The following is a 17260-nucleotide window of genomic DNA, read 5'->3' as shown; positions in this document are numbered from 1 at the left end:
GGTTAGCAACTAAACACACAGAAGGAGACCAAAGTGCAGACCAACCTACGGATTTACAAGGATCTTTTGTGCGGCGCCTTCTTCCTCATCTGTTTCCTGGCAGTCCTGCCCCAGTCTTTCGCCGCGGGGGAGGACAAGGTTCTCGCACGAATAGGCAATGAAACAGTGAGCGAAAAGGACCTGAGCGAAATGTCCAATGCCGTCCCGGAAAGGTTTCGCGAATTCTACAGGACACCGGAGGGGCGACAAAAGACGCTCGATTACATTGTCAACATATATGTCCTTGCTGCTGAAGCCGAAAAGCAAGGACTCGACAAGGCCCCTGACACGGCGAGGCTCCTGCAATTCACGAAGAAAGACCTTCTGGCTCGTTTATACCTGGAAAAGATGACGAAGGACATGCCCGTCCCCACCGATGCCGACGCAAAAGCCTTCTATGAGAATAACAAAGCCCAATACACGACTCCGGAAAGCGTCCACCTTCACCACGTGCTCGTAAAGACCGACAAAGAAGCCAAGGACGTTCTGGCCAAACTGAAAAAGGGCGAGAAGTTTGCCGACATAGCGTCCACCGTGTCCATCTGCCCGAGCCGAGTAAAAGGCGGGAACCTGGAATGGCTGCCCAAAGGAAGCCTGGTTAAAGAAATCGAAGACGTGGCTTTCACCGCAAAAAAAGGCGAGATCTTCGGTCCCGTGAAAACCAAGTTTGGGTATCACGTCCTGCTGGTTGAAGATACCAAACCGGCTCAAGAAAGCTCATTCGACCAGGTCAAGGATTACATCATGGAGCAGCTCAAATTTCAGAAACAACAGGAACAATATGAGAAATTGGCCGAGCAACTGAGGAAAAAGATGAACGTGCAAGTCACTCAGGAGGCTCCCCCGGTTCCTGCAGGCCCTGCCGGTCCGACACCGGGGCCCAAGAACTAGCGCAAGGTATCCGTGATAGTTTGCCATAGGGCGGCCGCTGGCAGCCGAATCCAGGAATTGGCGGGCACAGCCCCATAGGCGTTAACTTAAAGGTCGTCCTCCCCAGTGTTCCGGAGGAACACCTGAGAGTAGGCCGGCGATTTATCGCCGGCTCAGGCGCAAATCAAAAAAATCTTTAGTCCCGGTAGGGACGACCGATCGGTAAGCTTCCTCAATAACTTCTTCGGCCGTCCCTCTGGGACTACGGGTCTTTTTGACCGCTTTCCCGGCGATGAATCGCCGGGCTACTTTCGTCTCGTCCCTCTGGGACGAAAAAGGTTAGGCACTAAAGCTAGCGCATATGGGGCACAGCCCGCCCTACGGGACACGCGTCATCTGAAGGTAGGGCCGGGTGTTCCCGCCAATATCCTCGTTGCTCACAGCACTAACGGCCCCTATTTGCTTGGGAAGTAATTTTCGAGGTCGATATGATTGGATTAGGCGGCTTAGGCCAGGGGGAACCTCTTGCGGAATGGGCCTGTCCTCTGAATATTTCCAGAATCCAGAACCGCTGTACTACTCTTCGAGTGGAATAAACATCTCTTCGGCTTCCTCCGTAACTGCGGTCATATCGCCCACCTGCTCCTGAATTCGCTCGAAGGCTTCTTCCGCGGTCCTCACCTTAATGTCGTCCTCTCTTATCATGAGAGAAACCAACTCGTTGAAGTATGCCTCGTTGGTGACATATATTCTTGTAAGAATGTCCAGGGCTTCCTCATCGGACACATCCAGATCGTCAGGCTTCAGTTCCCCTCTATCCAGCTTGACCATGAAGTCGGCAGGAAAAGCGCTGGTCTCTTCCTCCGGGTTAGCCTCCTGAGCCGACCTGGACCACGACCGTAGTATTTTATCCTGAAAGGTGGATGCCACAACTTTGATGTCTATTGTCTGCAAGAGCTTGGAAAACACCTCGTCATCTTCTTCAAGGAAACTCACCAGCCAGTGGTAAGCGGCCTGTGGATCAGTTACCCCTTTGGTGGAAAACAACTCCGGATCAAGGTCCAGGATGGATTGGACCCTTTGAGGATCCACCAGGCACAGCACCCCTATATGAGTCGAACTTTGAGACTTCATAATTCGGAAAAGGGACCTGTCACCTAACTTGTCAACAACCTCTTGAGCGGTCTCATCCTTTAGAAGAAAGAGCAGTTCTTGCGCGGACTTAGGATCGCGAAGCGCTTGATGGCTCACCAGCGACGCCTGTTCCTCAAGAGGCAACGATGCCATGAGTTGTGACGCGGCGCGATTGTCCACCTTTACGAGATCAAGAACCTTCTTGCCCCTTTCGGAGACCGGAACCAGATGAGTATCATTTGCCATTGGTTGTCAGACTTCCTCCGTCTCTTTCCACTGCGGATCTTCCACGGCTCGTACGGTTTCCAGGAGCGAATCGTCGCCGCCGAAGTCTTCTTCCGTCCATCCCTCTTCCGGCGGCCTGTAGGATTCCCCCAGGTTAAGGGCGACTCTCCGTCGCTCGCGACTGATAGTGAGGATCTGGAGCGCCTTGGTGAAATTCAGCCTGATATCCTCATCAGCACTGTCGCGGAACGCGAATATCACTTCCCTGAGGCCCGCTGCCCTGGTCTTGTCAAGCTCTATACCTTTTAGGGCCAGGATGGTAGACAGATCGGGAGTTGAGTCACCATCCAGGGTTTTCGAAAGCACATCCATCAGGCCGCGGGACAGGCGGATCAAATGCCTCAGACAAAACGCGAGGGTGATAGCGTCCATCTCCAGGGGGTTGCGCTGGACAACCTCCAGGTACGCCAATTCCTGCCCGGCATTCTCTTCGCAGAATTCTTCAAACAAACTGAAGTCTTGGCTCAATTCAGGGCTGACAAGGATTTCGTCGTCCTCAGGCATGGCGATCCTCCATCCGGGATTCCAATTGCTGGCAGCGGAAGCCCGCGCCGGGAAAATTAATTGTATCATGAGCACGGCCCGTGTGGTCATAATATGCGTGGCCGTTTCAGGAAGGTCAATTTCGACCCCCGACTATAACCCGGCCTCCGAAATGTTTCAAGGCCGCACGTGGGTGAACTGTATCTTTCAGTTATGTGGCTGGGATTTTTGTTTCAAGCGTAACGCAAGGATCGCGGCAAACTGCAAAATAGCCAGGAACTACACCGCTGGGTGGCCCGGACGCAGTGGCGTCCGGGCCACCCGCCGGAACCGGCAAGAGGATGGCAGGCTTCTTCTGGAAACCGGGCGGCATTATCCGGCATGCCCACCGAAGTTGCGAAGATCTGAGCGCCGGCATGGCAGAAAATAGCCTCGGTCTGTTAGAATGGAGACTCAAGGTGATGCCGCACGAAGGAAACATGGGCGATGAACGCGAGTTCGACGCGAATAGGCTCGACATCATCCCGGAGAGCCTCGGACTGAAAAGAAAATAACAGGTGACTTGCGATTCAAAAGGGCCGGCAATGAGGTCGGCCCTTCAAATTGGAGGGAGGTTTCATACATGATCACTGCAGGGATTGACTGTGGTGCCAAGAACACGAAGACAGTTATCATCAAAAACGGCCGGATAATCGGCAGAGGCATCGTGGTGACCGGCTTTGATCAGGCCCAGGCAGTAAAGGAATCGTTGGAATTGGCCCTGAAGGACGCGGGGGTTTCCAGGTCCGATCTGGGCCACATTGGTGGGACCGGATCAGGGGCCAAAGCCATCGCTGAGGCTGATGTAAAGGTAAACGATATCAGGGCAATGACTGCGGCAGCTCATTACTTTTTCCCCAATGCAAGGACCGTGGCGGACGTGGGAGCTGAGGAAGCCCGTGCCGCCAAGTGCGACGAGAACGGCCGTGCAGAGGACTTCGCGATCAACGAGAAGTGCGCAGCGGGCGCGGGCGCATTTATTGAGGCCATGGGCCGGGCCCTGGAGACCCCGCTGGAACAGATGGGCCTTTTGGCACTATCCTCAAACAACCCTATCCCCATGAATGCCCAGTGCACGATCTTCGCCGAATCCGAGGTCGTGGGCCTGATCCACGCGAAGACTGAGAAGAAGGACATCAGCAAAGCAATCCATGATGCCATGGCCGGCAGAATAGTGTCGATGATTAGGCGCGTTGGGGTCAATCCGGACATAGTGATGATCGGCGGAGTGGCATACAATCCCGGTTTTGTGACAGCGCTTCAGAGAGAGTTGGGGGTGGACAAAATACACATTCCGGACAAGCCGGAGTTCGCTGCCGCTGTAGGCGCAGCCGTTGTTGCGGGCGCGGACGGCAATTAGACTCAATCAATCGAAAAGCGGAATCGGAGGATATACAGGTGGCTGAGGAGAACAAAAGGGAATTCTGGAGGTGGGAAGAGACCAACTGGGTAAACCCTGACATTAAATGGCAGGACGGAGAATTCGTGACCTTGGGTATTGATGTGGGATCAGTAAGCTCGCAGGCTGTGATAATGGTTGACGGCCAGTTCTACGCCTACGGCAACATGAGAACAGGTTCGGACAGCCCCAACAGTGCGCGCAACGCGTTTGCGTTCGCTTTGGAAAAGACGGACCTCGCCGAAGACAAGATACATTACTGCATCGGGACAGGTTACGGCCGAGTAAATGTGCCTATGGCCGACCGTACGGTCACGGAGATTGCGTGCCACGCGCGTGGAGCAAACTTCATCTACGGCCCGCAAGTGAGGACCGTGCTTGACGTCGGCGGCCAGGACATTAAGGCCATCCGCTGCGACGACAAAGGTAAAGTGACGAACTTTCTCATGAATGACAAATGCGCGGCAGGAACGGGCCGAGGCATGGAGGTGTTTGCCGATCTGCTTTCAGTCCCCATCGGTGACGTGGGGGAGAGGTCGTTTCAGATTGATAAGGAGCCCACTGCGGTTTCCAGCACCTGCGTCGTTTACGCGAAGTCTGAGGCCACGGGCTTGTTGCGAAAAGGGCTGAGCACCAACGAAGTCCTTGCAGCTTATTGTTCTGCAATGGCGGACAGGATTTATTCCCTCCTGGAACGGGTAGGTGTGGAGCCCGAGTTCGCCATAACCGGCGGGATGGCCAAGAACCGTGGCGTGATTGACAGGCTCAAAAAGAAGATAGGTCTGGAGCCGATGAAAGCCAAGTGGGATACCCAGTTGGCCGGTGCGGCCGGTGCGGCCCTGTTCGGTCACGCCCTGTGCAAGAAAGGGAAGGGCAGGCGCAAGTAGGGTTTCCTGGGCGAGTTTTAGCGGGGGACACTCGTTGGCGGCTGGGTCCCCTGATCCGGTCCTCGGAGCGGACAATGAAAAAATTCATCGGTATGGCTCTATGGAATAGGATGACAGCATGTTAGCAAACTACGGATATAGTGACGGTTCTGGCAATTACTTCATAACCATCGATACGGACAAGTGCAACGGGTGCGGCGACTGTGTGACGGCCTGCCCTGCGCATGCCTTCCAGGTCGTGGACGAAGACCCCAACGATCCCACGAACGAAGAGCCCGTGGCTATGATCGTGCCCGACAAAAGGAAAAAGCTGAAATACGAGTGCGGTCCGTGCAAACCGCCGTCCGACAGGCCGCCGCTCCCGTGCGTACAGGCGTGCAAAGCAGGAGCCATATCGCATTCGTGGTAAGCAGGATTCCACACGAATCATGCGGTTCGGACAGGCCCGTGTGCGGTTCCGGCCGCGAGGATGAGACGCTGTAGGGGCACGGCGTGCCGTGCCCATCTCCTGTTCACAAAGGTGACGCGCGTGCCTCCTATTCCACCCGCTCGGCGTTCAATTCGGCTCAAAGACTTCGATTACACGGAGGCCGGAACCTATTTCGTAACTGTGTGCTCTTACGGGAGAGTGAGCCTATTCGGCGAGATCCGCCACGAAGAAATGCGACTGAACGAACTAGGTCATCAAGTCGAGGCGGAATGGCTGAAGACAGAGACCATTAGATTCAATGTTGAGCTGGACGAATATATTGTCATGCCGAATCATTTCCACGGAATTCTTATAATCTCCGGTGCCGTCGCAGAGGGCACGGCACGCCGTGCCCCTACGGTTTCTCGATTCGGCGGGTCCGTACCGTCCTCTCTGGGAACCATCGTTCGGTCTTTCAAATCCGCTACCACTAGGACCATTAACCGTTTACGGCATACCCCAGGGCTACCGGTTTGGCAGCGCAACTATTACGAACATGTCATTCGCGATGATCGATCCCTCGATCGTATTCGCGAATACATAGTAACCAACCCATCGCATTGGTCTAACGATCGCGAAAACCCATCCCGCACGGGAACTGACGAATTCGATCTCTGGCTGTCGTCAATTATCGAACGGCCCGTTGGCCGCAAATCTGTTGCGGTATCCCGCAGGAAATTGATCTGCATTCAAAGAAACCTTTTCAGGGGTCTCTATCTATGTCCACCATCACCATAAACGGCAATCGGGTTACGGTCGAACCGGGTGACACTATTCTTGAGGCTGCTATCAGGGCTGATATCTACATTCCTACCCTTTGCTATCATCCCGATCTTCCGCCCCACAAAGGCGGCCAGCCGGTCGAGGCCGTTTATCGAGGTGAGACCAGGATAGAAAACCATAGTGCTTATGCCCCTGCTGACGGGATCGAATCCGGGTGCGGTCTTTGCGTGGTCGAAAGGATAGACACCCGTGAGTTGGTCCCCTCTTGCCTTACCCAGGTCTCTGAAGGGATGCGGATCGCCACCGAGTCCGAAGCCGTTAGAGCGAGAAGACAGGAGCAACTTGCCTCTATAATGGCCGGCCATCCCCATTCATGCCTGACGTGCGCCCAGCGCGAAGGTTGTCCCCGGACCCAGTGTTCGTCAAATGTTCCTGAGAATGAACGCTGCTGCCCGCAGTTCGGAAACTGCGAATTTCAGAAGGTGGCTGAATACGTCGGGATCAGTCCTTCCACGATCAGATGGGTACCGGCCGATATTCCTGTGCTCGACGCGGACCCTTTGCTGACGCGGGACTACAATCTGTGCATATCTTGCACGCGATGCGTTCGGGCGTGCCGCGACCTGATGGGCATAGAGGCTATAGGTTTCGTGTTCGACAAAGACGGAAAAGTTACGGTGGGATCGGTTGCGCCGAGTCTGAAGGACTCCGGATGCATATTTTGCACGGCGTGCATGGAAGTTTGTCCTACCGGCGCGATCATAGACAAGAAGCTGAAAAGCGCCGGTCGTGACCTGATGCCCGCCATGCGACGAGTCATGGCTCCTCCCGAACATTTGTCAGCATTCATTGAAGAAAACGTGCTCAAGGTTCCGGCGGCAGAGGGAGCTTTCCGACTGATGGACGAAGAAAAGAAGCCCATCGTGATCAAAGGAACCGCGAATATGCGGGAACTTCTCTTGGAGTATCTGGAAGCGTGCCAAAGCGCGAAACATTTCGATTACGAAGAAGACAAGATGTTTTCCAAGCGTGAGAGCGAGTTGCTCCAGCAACATCTTCAGAAATACGGCGAAATGCCCTCCGGAGGCGAAGACGAAGACGAGCTTTTTTAGCCCTACTTAGAGACCCAAGTGCGGCGCATGTGGCCATGGTGAATTGGCTCAGCCGGTAGATTCCTCGAAGTTTTGGTCTCAACCCAGTGGCCCAAGACGTCACCCCGGCGAAAGCCGGGGTCCAGGAGTCCCAGGTGGAACATCGGACCAAACACACTGGATTCCTGCTTCCGCAGGAATGACGGAAAGAGCGACCTTCAGAACCAGGAGGTGTCTTTCAGCCCTTTTTTGTAATGCGGTTGTTCTGGTCCACAAATATGTTGCGCGAGTGGTGTCCCTTACATTCCGAGTCTTCCATGGCCACGTACGAACAGATGATGACCAGGTCACCCACGGAGACCTTCCTTGCCGCGGCTCCATTCAGGCAGATCACCCCGGAATCCGGCTCGCCGTTTATAACGTAGGTGGTAAACCGTTCGCCATTGGATACGTTGTAGATGTGCACCTGTTCGTATTCCAGGAGGTCCGCGGCCTCAAGTAGGCGCGAGTCTATGCTTATGCTGCCTTCGTAATCGACGCAGGCGCCGGTTACTCTTGCGCGGTGAATCTTCGACTTAAGCATCGTCCGTTGCATGTCCTGCCTCCAGCAGGGGATAAGGAGGGAATAGCGGGGAGCCCCTTTTTGTAAAAAGGGTCTCCCCGCACCCCTCTCCAAAAACTTCTATATATCTGCTCCTTGAGCTTCCTTTATGCGGAAGCTCAAGGAGCAGATATATATGAAATTTCGTGATAAGGAATGCGGTGAAAACCTTCTTGTTTCTCCTGTAGGTTCGGCTTTTTGAGAGTACACTCGCATTAACCGTTCAAGCACCGTCAGCAGAATCCGCTTCAAGACACTGAGCACCTTGCCGTCGCAGACGGGAAAGACGGCAAGATATGGGAGTTTTTGGGGAGGGGTCCGAGGAGGGCGTTTTTGCAAAAACGCCTTCCCCGGTCATTGTTCAAGCTTCGCCTCTCCCAAGGACCATATTGTCTATGAGCCTCGTCTTACCAACTCGAACCGCGAGTGCAGCCAAAACCGGCCCATTGACCACTTGCAGCTCCTGAAGCCTGTCCGGGTCAGTCAGGCTTATATAGTCCACCGCCGCGTCAGGTTCCTTTCGTATTCTCGCGGACATCACTTCGATGTACCTTTCAGCGCTTGTCTCACCTTTGTTGAATAGGCCCTGGGCCTCTTGCAACGCCTGGTACAGACACACGGCCTGTCTGCGCTGATGCGGCGTGAGGTATGCGTTGCGGGAACTCATGGCCAGGCCGTCGGGCTCACGAACGGTCGGGCATGCAACCACCTCAACGTCCAGATTCAGATCTTTCGACATAGTCTTGATGACTTGAAGTTGCTGGTAGTCTTTTGCCCCGAAATACGCGGCGGTTGGAGCGACAATGTTGAACAGTTTCAACACAACTGTGGCAACACCTCTGAAATGCCCGGGCCTCGACGCACCACATAGAGGCGCGGAAACCTTTTCCACATCCACATAGGTTTGGAAATCCGGGGGGTAGATGTCTTCGACTTCCGGCATGAACAAGGCATCGACGCCGGCTTCCCGGCATTTCGCGGAATCCGACTCGGGGTCTCGGGGGTAAGTCGAGAGATCTTCACGCGGTCCAAACTGGGTAGGATTGACGAAAATACTTGCCACGACCGCGTGGTTTTCAGAGCGGGCTCGATGGACCAGACTCATGTGGCCCTCGTGGAGGTAGCCCATGGTAGGGACAATTCCTATGGTTTCACCTTTGGAAAGGTGAAGCCTGGACCATTCTTTCATCTGAGCGACTGATCTCAGTGTCTGCATGGGCATGTGCCAATAAAAAACGCCTTCCGGCGGGAAGGCGCGTTGAATCCTTGAGTATCGTCCTTCCGTCCCGGTCCAATGGATCCAGGCGGTATATGAAGCCACCTAACAGAGAGGGTTCCGGGTCCAACGGGGGACTCCAGATCCTATCCACTTACTATAGCGTAAAGATGTTTTTGGTCAAGACTAAAAATGCTTTATTTGTGAGCCGCGGTCTTTCAGCCGTGAATTGGCCCGTGGGGCAGTCCCGCGACTCGCGGGACTGCCCCGCGACTCGGGGACTTTGCTGTTAGGGATGCCCGCCCTGTCCGCGGCAAGTCTGCCATGTGACCTCACCTTTACCCTCGTCGGCATACATGCTAAAAAACCTCCATGAAGTCTTTAGTCTCAATACGGAAATGTGCCGACTATGATCCTCGGCTCTTGCGAGAGAGCATCGAGAAAGTCCTCAATGACATTGGAGGCCTCGGGGCCTTAGTAAAATCAGGCGACCAGGTGCTGCTCAAGCCGAATCTGCTGAAGTCCGCGGTCCCGTCCAAGGCCGCGGTGACGCATCCCGGCGTTGTCGAAGTCGTCGCATCGATGGTGCTGGATTGCGGCGGCAAACCCTACATAGGGGACAGCCCTCCTCTGGGGAACCTCGCCAGGATCTTGTCCAAATCCGGATACACGGATTTCATGAAGAATATGTCCATCCGCGCGGTACCGTTTGGCGAAAAGGTTCCGATGGAATTTCCTGAAGCGCGGCTCTTCCGTAGGATAGACCTTGCCCGGGAGGTCTTTGAGTTCGACAGCGTCATCAATCTGCCAAAGTTGAAGACCCACACCCAAATGGTGCTTACCCTGGCGGTCAAGAACCTTTTCGGAACGGTCATCGGCACGGACAAGGCATCCTGGCATCTTCGCGCGGGCAAGGACTACGACAGCTTTGCCACGGTCCTCGTTCAAATCTTTGAGAAGGTCCGTCCTTGCTTGTCTCTTGTTGACGGGATACTGGCGATGGAGGGAAACGGTCCCAACAGCGGCACACCTCGTCCGGTTGGAATCATCGGCGCCTCGACCGATGCAGTGGCTCTGGATGCGGTGGTTACTCGGCTTGTAGGCTTCCCCACCGAGGCTGTACGGACCAACCTCATCGGAGAACGTTTGGGCGTGGGAATCGCGGACGAGAACGGGATCGAACTGGTCGGAGACGAATTGGACGGATTTCCGTTAAAGGATTTCAAGGTCCCCAAGTCCCTCACAATGGCATGGAACCTTTCTTATTGGAACCCGATCCGCAGATTCATGGAGAACCATATAATTACCAAGCCTGCCATAGATCGCGGAGAATGCCTCAATTGCGGTGTTTGCGTCAAGCATTGTCCGCCTCAGGCAATCCGAGAGATCGACGGGGTCATGAAAATCGACCGGCGCAAGTGTATATCTTGTTTCTGCTGCCACGAGCTTTGCGCGAACGACGCGGTGCAAATTGTGCAACCGCTTCTCGGCAAGGTCTTCTCTGTTATTAGTCGCTGAACCGATCGTCAAAGGGCATTCTGGTCGCGATGTTTTCCGTCGTAGACCGCTTCGCCGACGGTAGCCTGAAATACTACCTGGCATATTCGGGTGTTGGGCTTGAGTATGAGGGGAAAAGGGGCCATATTGCTGATCTCCAGCACCTGCCGATTGTTTATACCCGGCTGAATAAAGCTGGCAGTCATGTGGACCAAGAGCCCGATTCGCGCAAAGCGTGACCGGCCTTGTATCCATCCGCAGATATTGGGCGCGAGCTTGATCCTCTCTCTGGTAATTCCAAGTATGGTTTCACCCGGCAGAAGGGTCAGGGATTTTTCGCGGCGGACAAGCCGAGTGATCTTCCCGAGATCCATAGTGTCGTCCACTACGACGCCGTGGCGGAGCTTCTTGAATATCCGGAATTCATGGCTCAGGTTCAGGTCCACCGAACCCGGGCCGACCATATCTTCGGAAAAAGGCTCTATCTGAATCCGCCCCTCTCGTATGGCCTGAAGCAGCGCATCCCTGGTGAGCACGCTCATATCCCCACCTCCGTGACAGCCGACGTTGGGTTTGTTTTCAACTATAACTCACCGCTGCCGGCTTCGCCATGATGTATAATTACTCAGTGAACCGCCGGAAGCTTTGTGGGAAAACACAAACGAGGATTGCATGGATTTGTCGGTCCTTCAAAGGGTAGCGCTGGAGCTTGACGATTTGCTGCGAGGCGGATTTATCAACAAGATACATCAGCCTTTGCCCAGAGAGATCGTTTTGCGCGTACGGCTGCCGAAAGGCGGTGAAAAGAAGCTTGTTGTGAGCGCGGACCCCAAACTAGGCCGCATCCACCTCACGGGACTGCGAATTCCCAACCCGCCGTCTCCCCCAAGGTTCTGTGCTTTCTTGAGGGCGCATTTTCAAGGATCGAGGATTCTGAAGGTCGAAGCTGCCCACGATGACCGCGTAGTCAGTATCGAGGCCATTCGCGGGCCTGAAGGGGCCAGGGTGGAGAGACGCCTTATTCTGGAGCTGCTCGGTCGCGATTCCAACATCATTCTGGTAGATCTCCAGTCCAACCGGATCATGGACTGCCTCCACCGTATTCCTGAGAAAGAGACAGGGAGCAGAGTCGTACTGCCGGGATGTGATTACTTGCCGCCACCAAAGCACGCGCGGTCGGAGACTTCCGCAGCCGTTTCAACCCACCAAGACGGGCCCGCGCCGGGGATCGCAGGGTCGCCCGATGGGAGGAAAGTCCTGACAGCGACGGCCCACATCGACGACCAGACCTTTCCCTCGATGAACGAAGCGGTGGACGCGTTTTTCAGCGTGAAGCTGGGGTCAGATCTCTTGGAAGGCATGAGAAGAGCATTAGCCGCCCCACTCAAGGCACGGCTGCGCTCATTGGACAAGCGTCTGGCGAAAATCCGAGAGGATAACGATAGGGCCGAGGCATTCATTGCGCGTGGAGAGGAAGGGGAACTCCTGAAGGCCAATCTGAGGCGCATCAGCAAGGGCATGGATCGTATTGTCGTTCAAGACTGGACCACCGGCCAGGACCGAACCATTGAACTGGACCCGGCACTTGACCGGGTAGCCAACATGGAACGTATATTCAGGAAGTCCGCCAAGGGGAAACGCGGGATGGAAAAGATCTTGGAGCGGCTCAAACAGACCTTGGAAGAAAAGGAGGCCGCCCAAGACCAACTGTTTTTCATAGAATCAGCCAAGAACGTTACCGAACTGAACGAGCTTGCAGCCGATGTGTCTTCAGGGGAACCGCCGCGGCAATCTCGGCCCGATTTGGAGAGAAAGGCCGGTCGCAAGCCCCGGACCGATCTGTTCCGTGAGTTCAAGACCGCGTCGGGGAAGGACGTTTTCGTGGGGAAAAGCGCCGCGGGAAACGAATACCTGGTGAGAAAACGGGCGAAGAAAGGTGATCTTTGGTTCCATGTAAAAGATCGGCCCGGCGCCCATGTGCTGTTGATTCAGCGAGGCAAGGAAGCCGCGTCGGCCACGGATATGGAATTTGCCGCGGGTCTGGCGGTGCAATTTTCAAGGGCCCGAGGAAAGGGAAGGGTGGAGGTCATGGTCGCGGACGTTCGGGACGTGGGGCATCCTGCGGGAGGCGTACCAGGACAAGTTACCGTTAAGAACTACAAAACCGTGTTAGCCTCAGGGGAACCGGATTGAGTATAGAGACTCATTTATCTTTGTCTTTCAGCCTCTCCACCAGCTCTTTGGCTTCTTCGTCCAGGCCGAGCTTGGGATATTCCTCCAGGATTCTTTTGGCCGCCAATCTAGCGGCTCGGTAGTTGCTCATTTTTACATAATGCTTGGCTTTGTAGAGTTCCTTCTCACCGAGCTTCCGCATGCATTCTCTATGTTTTTCTTCGGCCTGCTTGGCCCATTCTCCCGCGTTTGGATCGCCGCTAAGGGCCTTGAACGAATCAGCGGCCCTCCTGACCACCGAACTGTCGAGGTCCGTATTCTTAATCTGGTTGAAGTACGCGAGAGCGACTTGGAATTTTGCCCTGGGTGCTTCCTTATGATTCGGGTAGAGTTCTATGAATTGGAGGTACCGGGAGATAGCGTGGTCGTAAGAGCCCTGGTTGAAAAGACAGTCGGCTATTCTCATGTAAGCTTTGGGGATGTTCTTGAAGTCCGGGAAGGCTGATTTCAGCCTTTCGTAGCTTTCCAGTGCCCGTTTGTACTCTTTCCTGTCGAACTGGCTTTCAGCAGTCTTGAAAAGCTCTTCAGCGCTTGGCGGCTTGTCACTAAGCTCCGTGTTCCACAATGAGGGGCATCCTGTCAGCACCAGTGCCGCGAGGACAACCACAAAGACATGGAATCCGTGTTTCATCGAGCTAAATCCTCTGTTGGAGCGCAATGTCGCAGGTCTTCAGTACCGGACAAATCTCGCGGTGAATGTTCACGGCCATTCTAATGGAATCAGTAGGTCCTGTGAAGGATCTTGTCGGCCAACCTCATCAAAGCGCCCTTCTCTTCCGAATCAGGGAAGATGTCCAAACATTTCTTTGCCTTTTGCAAGTAGTCCCGACTTTTCATTAGCGTGTAATCTATGCCGCCTCGCCGGTTCAATAAATCCCTTACCCACTCCAGATCTTCTTCAGACAGCTTCCCATCCTGAACCATTTGCCTAATTCGAGCCTTCTCAGCTTCGTCAGCGCTTCTCAAAGCAGCAATGAGCGGCAGGGTCAGTTTTCCTTCTTCGATATCTTTGCCGGGGGTTTTGCCCATGGTTTCTTTATCTGAACGGTAGTCTATCACATCATCCGTCATTTGGAACGCTATACCGAGATTGAACCCGAATTGAGCCAACGCCTCTTCTTTGGAGGGCTCCAGACTGCCCAAAATGGCGCCGCCTCTGCACGCGGCCTCCATGAGCACCGCGGTCTTGTCCGTAATCACCTGTATATAATCCGCCTCTGTGATGTCCATATTGCCGATGTTCGCCATCTGGAACAGTTCCCCTTCGCTAAGTCTTTCCGTGGTTCGCGAAACGATTTCAAGAATTCGAATGTTCTTCAGTGATGTGAGGGCGGAAAAGGCTTTGGCCAGTATGAAATCGCCTCCAAGCACGCACATCTCGTTCGCCCAGAGCGTATTGGCCGCCGGGCGCCCCCTGCGGGTATCGGCCCCGTCCACCACATCATCGTGAAGAAGGGTCGCTGTGTGGATGCACTCAATGGCTCCGGACAACGTGACCGCGTCCGCGCCGGTGTATCCACCCATTCGAGCTGCAATAATGGCCATCTGCGGCCGCACTCTCTTGCCGCCGCTGTTCATTATGTGGGAACCTATTTCAAAGGCCACCGGGACGCGGCTCTGCAATTGCTGGATGAGTTCGCGCTCAAGCGTCTGCATCAGGGACTGAATTGAATCGAGCAGGTCCAAGGTGGTCCTCCTAAGCCACGGCACTGGCGCGTGACTTTACCATTTATGAGGTTTGCCTGCAAGACCGGTGAATTACGTTCATGGCACTTGACCTGGCGATCTGCCTAAAATGGCCGCGAGAGCGACAGGACATCATTTCACTGCGGAGGACGTCAAACCTGTAGAAACGTGGGGATACGGAATAGAGACTCTCTCAAAGCTCAAGTTGAGGACCATGCGTGCCACGATTTCAACTGCCCCATGAGTTTGGAGACATTTCCCATGCCGTGCCCACCGTCTGCGCCCTCCGTGATCTCTGCACTGAGAGTTCCCTTTAGGATCTTCCGCTTTTCGGTATCTTATGCTACCTATATGCTAGATGAATTGTCGTCACAGCATCCTTACCAAGAATAGCCTATTCATTGGCCTTTGGTCCGTGTTGGTTCTTCTGTCCCCGCTGTCGCCCGACAATGTCGAAGCCGCGGAGGAGGCGGTGGAATTCGAAAAAGCCGCAGCGTTCAGAATCGAAGGGAAGAACCAGCGGGCCGTGGAGGCGTTTGATAGGGTCCTTTCGGTCTATCCCGACCACGTCGCGGCGCTGGTACAAAAGGGAGCGGCCCTGGAGGACCAGGGCAAATGGAAGGAAGCCGCCAAGACCTATCGGCAGGCACTGGAATTCGACCCTGAGAACCTCGCGGCAAATCGCAACCTTCAGCAACTCTTGTCATCAAAGATGATGGATACCCCCCTAGGCGGCGCGACTCCTGCAAAGGAAGACCTCATCAATAGCGGTTTGGAGGCTTTGGAAGCACGGGACTTCCACAGGGCCCTGGAGATTTTTGGCCTATCCAGCGGGCTTTTCCCCGAAGACCCTCGCACGCTGTTCTATCAAGCTTACACTTTCGAAAAACAGGGCAAACTGCAGGAAGCGCTGGAAATCTATGCAAAGACCGCGGAGACATTTCCGGACCATGCGGCAGCAAGAATTCACAGGGTCATCTGTCTGCTCGCCTTGGGCGACCGGAAACTCGCACAAAAAGAGGCTCAAAGGGCGAGAGAACTTCTGAAGGATAGCCTCGAAGTCAGGGCTTTGGGACGAGTAACAAATGGGCCCTGGCCATCGGGATCGGATGCGCAAACACTTAAGCAATGGGACAAAGGCCAATGAAAAGGTTGGTCGGACTCTGCATCCTGCTGTCCTTGGCCTGTTTCGTAATGTTCGCCGGTCCTGCTCTAAGGGCTGAGATCGAAGGCCGACGACCTCTCCTGCCCTGGTACTACATCAACAAGCAACTGGCCTCGGAGATCGCGTACGCGGAGTCCCGGAAAGATGAAATTCCACCCAGGTACGAAGCTGTTATCAGGGAGTATGCGAGCGTTCAAACCAACCGGGATGCGCAGTCAGTTCAACGAAGTTCACTCTCCGGCCGAAACAGGCCTCTGAGCGAACGAGTTTTGGCAAGAATGATATTGTGGCAGATGAATCTGCCGTCTGACTTCTTTGTCGCTGACCCGGTTCAGGGAATCGTGGAGAAACTCTCCGATCTTCGCAGAAGAGAGAGCAGCTTAGCCCTGGCGAGAGACGAACTAATTGAGAAACATCTCATCGACTGCGTGAGACATCGTCCCTCGCGTTCCGTTTCGTCGCTAAGGGGTAGGGGCTCTTTGCCACTTGCCGTGATCGAGACCGGCCTCGTCTTCTGCGGGGAGCCCATACCCCTTGAAAGGTCGGACGTTCGCCAGAGAATCGAACATCAGATAGACTATCTGCTGAACGATCTGAGAGATTCCACCGGGATCTGGCTAAAGCGGAAAGATAGGTACGGACAGGTCATCGACAACATCCTGAGCGAGGAAGGTGTCCCGGAGGAGTTCTGCCTGTTGCCCGCGCTGGAATCAGGGTACAGTTGCACGGTGGCGTCGCCGTCCTTAGCCAAAGGATGGTGGCAATTCGTTAAACCCACTGCCGTAAGATCGCTGGCAGCCCAGGAAGATCTCGACTGGACTTTACGGATAGACCACCATGTTGACGAACGAAAGGACCTGGCTCTTTCCACGCGAGCAGCGGCCAGATATCTTAAGTGGATGAGGTCAAGGCTTGGCCAAGGAAGCGAAAGGGGTAGCTGGCTCACAGCGGCAGCCGCGTATAATGCGGGCCTGGACGAGGTCCAGCACAGGATAGTTGCTTATGGCACCCGTCTTTATTGGGATATGAAGCTCCCATTGGAGACCGAGCACTATGTGCCGCGCTGGATTGCTTTTGCAGTTATTAACGGCAACCGCGGGTTCTACGGATTGGAAGTGCCTGAAATCGTACCTCTGAGCTTTGACACCCTGAAAGGCGTCCGGTTGGCCAAAGATCTGCCTCTAAGCCTTCTCGCCACTGCAACCGAGTCTTCAGTTAGGTTTGTCCGCGAGTTGAACTCTTCTCTGGACAAGAGGGAGACATCTTTCAGGGCCACCAAAGCTGAGGGCGGCTCGGTGGTCACAATTCACATTCCTAAGGGCTCCAAGAGCGCCGCGTTGAAGGCCATGAAGTCGAATGGATACCTGAGGAACTGATTCCGGCAGGTAGGTCGTTGGAACACACCGATGCTATGAACATCGCCATGTGGATGCGAAGGCGATTC

At 54.6% G+C, this 17260-nt stretch carries 17 protein-coding genes and 1 pseudogene; 11 read left to right on the top strand and 7 right to left on the bottom strand.

Annotated elements, in window-relative coordinates:
* Window positions 1-33 precede the first annotated feature (33 nt).
* Entirely contained in the window at window positions 34-930 is an 897-nt protein-coding gene (locus tag HY913_13350; protein ID MBI4964258.1) for a peptidyl-prolyl cis-trans isomerase, read from the top strand.
* 555 nt (window positions 931-1485) lie between these two features.
* On the opposite strand, the gene HY913_13345 is transcribed toward HY913_13350, so the two are convergent.
* Both HY913_13345 and HY913_13340 read right to left on the bottom strand, forming a co-directional pair.
* Window positions 1486-2289 carry a hypothetical protein gene (locus tag HY913_13345; GenBank protein MBI4964257.1) on the bottom strand — a complete coding sequence of 268 codons (804 nt, stop codon included), beginning with the start codon at window positions 2287-2289 and terminating at the stop codon, window positions 1486-1488.
* Between the two features lie 6 nt (window positions 2290-2295).
* Window positions 2296-2832 carry a hypothetical protein gene (locus HY913_13340; GenBank protein MBI4964256.1) on the bottom strand — a complete coding sequence of 179 codons (537 nt, stop codon included), beginning with the start codon at window positions 2830-2832 and terminating at the stop codon, window positions 2296-2298.
* 395 nt (window positions 2833-3227) lie between these two features.
* Between HY913_13340 and HY913_13335 the strand changes: the two genes are divergently transcribed.
* The 6 genes and pseudogenes from HY913_13335 to HY913_13310 all read left to right on the top strand — a co-directional run bounded on the left by HY913_13335 (window position 3228) and on the right by HY913_13310 (window position 7440).
* Window positions 3228-3365: a hypothetical protein gene (locus HY913_13335; GenBank protein ID MBI4964255.1), complete on the top strand. Its 138-nt coding sequence runs from the start codon at window positions 3228-3230 to the stop codon at window positions 3363-3365.
* Between the two features lie 68 nt (window positions 3366-3433).
* Complete coding sequence (locus HY913_13330) at window positions 3434-4210, top strand: CoA activase (GenBank protein MBI4964254.1); 777 nt, start codon at window positions 3434-3436, stop codon at window positions 4208-4210.
* A 38-nt stretch (window positions 4211-4248) separates the two neighbouring features.
* The gene (bzdQ, locus tag HY913_13325; GenBank protein MBI4964253.1) at window positions 4249-5136 is read left to right on the top strand and encodes a benzoyl-CoA reductase, bzd-type, subunit Q; all 888 of its coding nucleotides are present in this window, start codon (window positions 4249-4251) and stop codon (window positions 5134-5136) included.
* Window positions 5137-5254: 118 nt separating this feature from the next.
* Window positions 5255-5545, top strand: a complete 291-nt coding sequence (locus tag HY913_13320) for a 4Fe-4S binding protein (protein MBI4964252.1) — start codon at window positions 5255-5257, stop codon at window positions 5543-5545.
* A 120-nt stretch (window positions 5546-5665) separates the two neighbouring features.
* Window positions 5666-6190: pseudogene (locus HY913_13315) on the top strand (transposase).
* 134 nt (window positions 6191-6324) lie between these two features.
* Window positions 6325-7440, top strand: a complete 1116-nt coding sequence (locus HY913_13310; protein MBI4964251.1) for a (2Fe-2S)-binding protein — start codon at window positions 6325-6327, stop codon at window positions 7438-7440.
* A gap of 217 nt (window positions 7441-7657) precedes the next feature.
* Here the strand turns inward: HY913_13310 and HY913_13305 are convergent, their stop codons facing one another.
* Window positions 7658-8014, bottom strand: coding sequence for an aspartate 1-decarboxylase (locus HY913_13305; protein MBI4964250.1), 357 nt, complete (start codon window positions 8012-8014; stop codon window positions 7658-7660).
* A 367-nt stretch (window positions 8015-8381) separates the two neighbouring features.
* Window positions 8382-9236 carry a pantoate--beta-alanine ligase gene (locus tag HY913_13300; GenBank protein MBI4964249.1) on the bottom strand — a complete coding sequence of 285 codons (855 nt, stop codon included), beginning with the start codon at window positions 9234-9236 and terminating at the stop codon, window positions 8382-8384.
* 372 nt (window positions 9237-9608) lie between these two features.
* Between HY913_13300 and HY913_13295 the strand changes: the two genes are divergently transcribed.
* Window positions 9609-10754, top strand: coding sequence for a DUF362 domain-containing protein (locus tag HY913_13295; protein ID MBI4964248.1), 1146 nt, complete (start codon window positions 9609-9611; stop codon window positions 10752-10754).
* An 8-nt stretch (window positions 10755-10762) separates the two neighbouring features.
* Here the strand turns inward: HY913_13295 and dcd are convergent, their stop codons facing one another.
* On the bottom strand, window positions 10763-11275 hold the full coding sequence (gene dcd, locus HY913_13290; protein MBI4964247.1) for a dCTP deaminase: 513 nt from the start codon (window positions 11273-11275) through the stop codon (window positions 10763-10765).
* Window positions 11276-11405: 130 nt separating this feature from the next.
* On the opposite strand from dcd, the gene HY913_13285 reads away from it, so the two are divergent.
* Window positions 11406-12926: an NFACT family protein gene (locus HY913_13285; protein MBI4964246.1), complete on the top strand. Its 1521-nt coding sequence runs from the start codon at window positions 11406-11408 to the stop codon at window positions 12924-12926.
* A gap of 10 nt (window positions 12927-12936) precedes the next feature.
* Here the strand turns inward: HY913_13285 and bamD are convergent, their stop codons facing one another.
* Both bamD and HY913_13275 read right to left on the bottom strand, forming a co-directional pair.
* Window positions 12937-13596, bottom strand: coding sequence for an outer membrane protein assembly factor BamD (gene bamD, locus HY913_13280; protein ID MBI4964245.1), 660 nt, complete (start codon window positions 13594-13596; stop codon window positions 12937-12939).
* 89 nt (window positions 13597-13685) lie between these two features.
* A complete protein-coding gene (locus HY913_13275) occupies window positions 13686-14651 on the bottom strand; it encodes a polyprenyl synthetase family protein (protein ID MBI4964244.1) in 966 nt (321 codons plus the stop codon).
* Window positions 14652-15123: 472 nt separating this feature from the next.
* On the opposite strand from HY913_13275, the gene HY913_13270 reads away from it, so the two are divergent.
* Both HY913_13270 and HY913_13265 read left to right on the top strand, forming a co-directional pair.
* The gene (locus HY913_13270; protein MBI4964243.1) at window positions 15124-15798 is read left to right on the top strand and encodes a tetratricopeptide repeat protein; all 675 of its coding nucleotides are present in this window, start codon (window positions 15124-15126) and stop codon (window positions 15796-15798) included.
* Window positions 15795-17192, top strand: a complete 1398-nt coding sequence (locus HY913_13265) for a lytic transglycosylase domain-containing protein (protein ID MBI4964242.1) — start codon at window positions 15795-15797, stop codon at window positions 17190-17192. The genes HY913_13270 and HY913_13265 overlap by 4 nt, the downstream gene beginning before the upstream one ends.
* Window positions 17193-17260: the final 68 nt, after the last annotated feature.

Origin of the sequence: Desulfomonile tiedjei (assembly GCA_016212925.1) — a bacterium.
Taxonomy (GTDB): Bacteria; Desulfobacterota; Desulfomonilia; order Desulfomonilales; family Desulfomonilaceae; genus JACRDF01.
The sequence above is the reverse complement of the archived record's forward strand: the minus strand, read 5'-3'. Positions and strand labels throughout refer to the sequence as shown.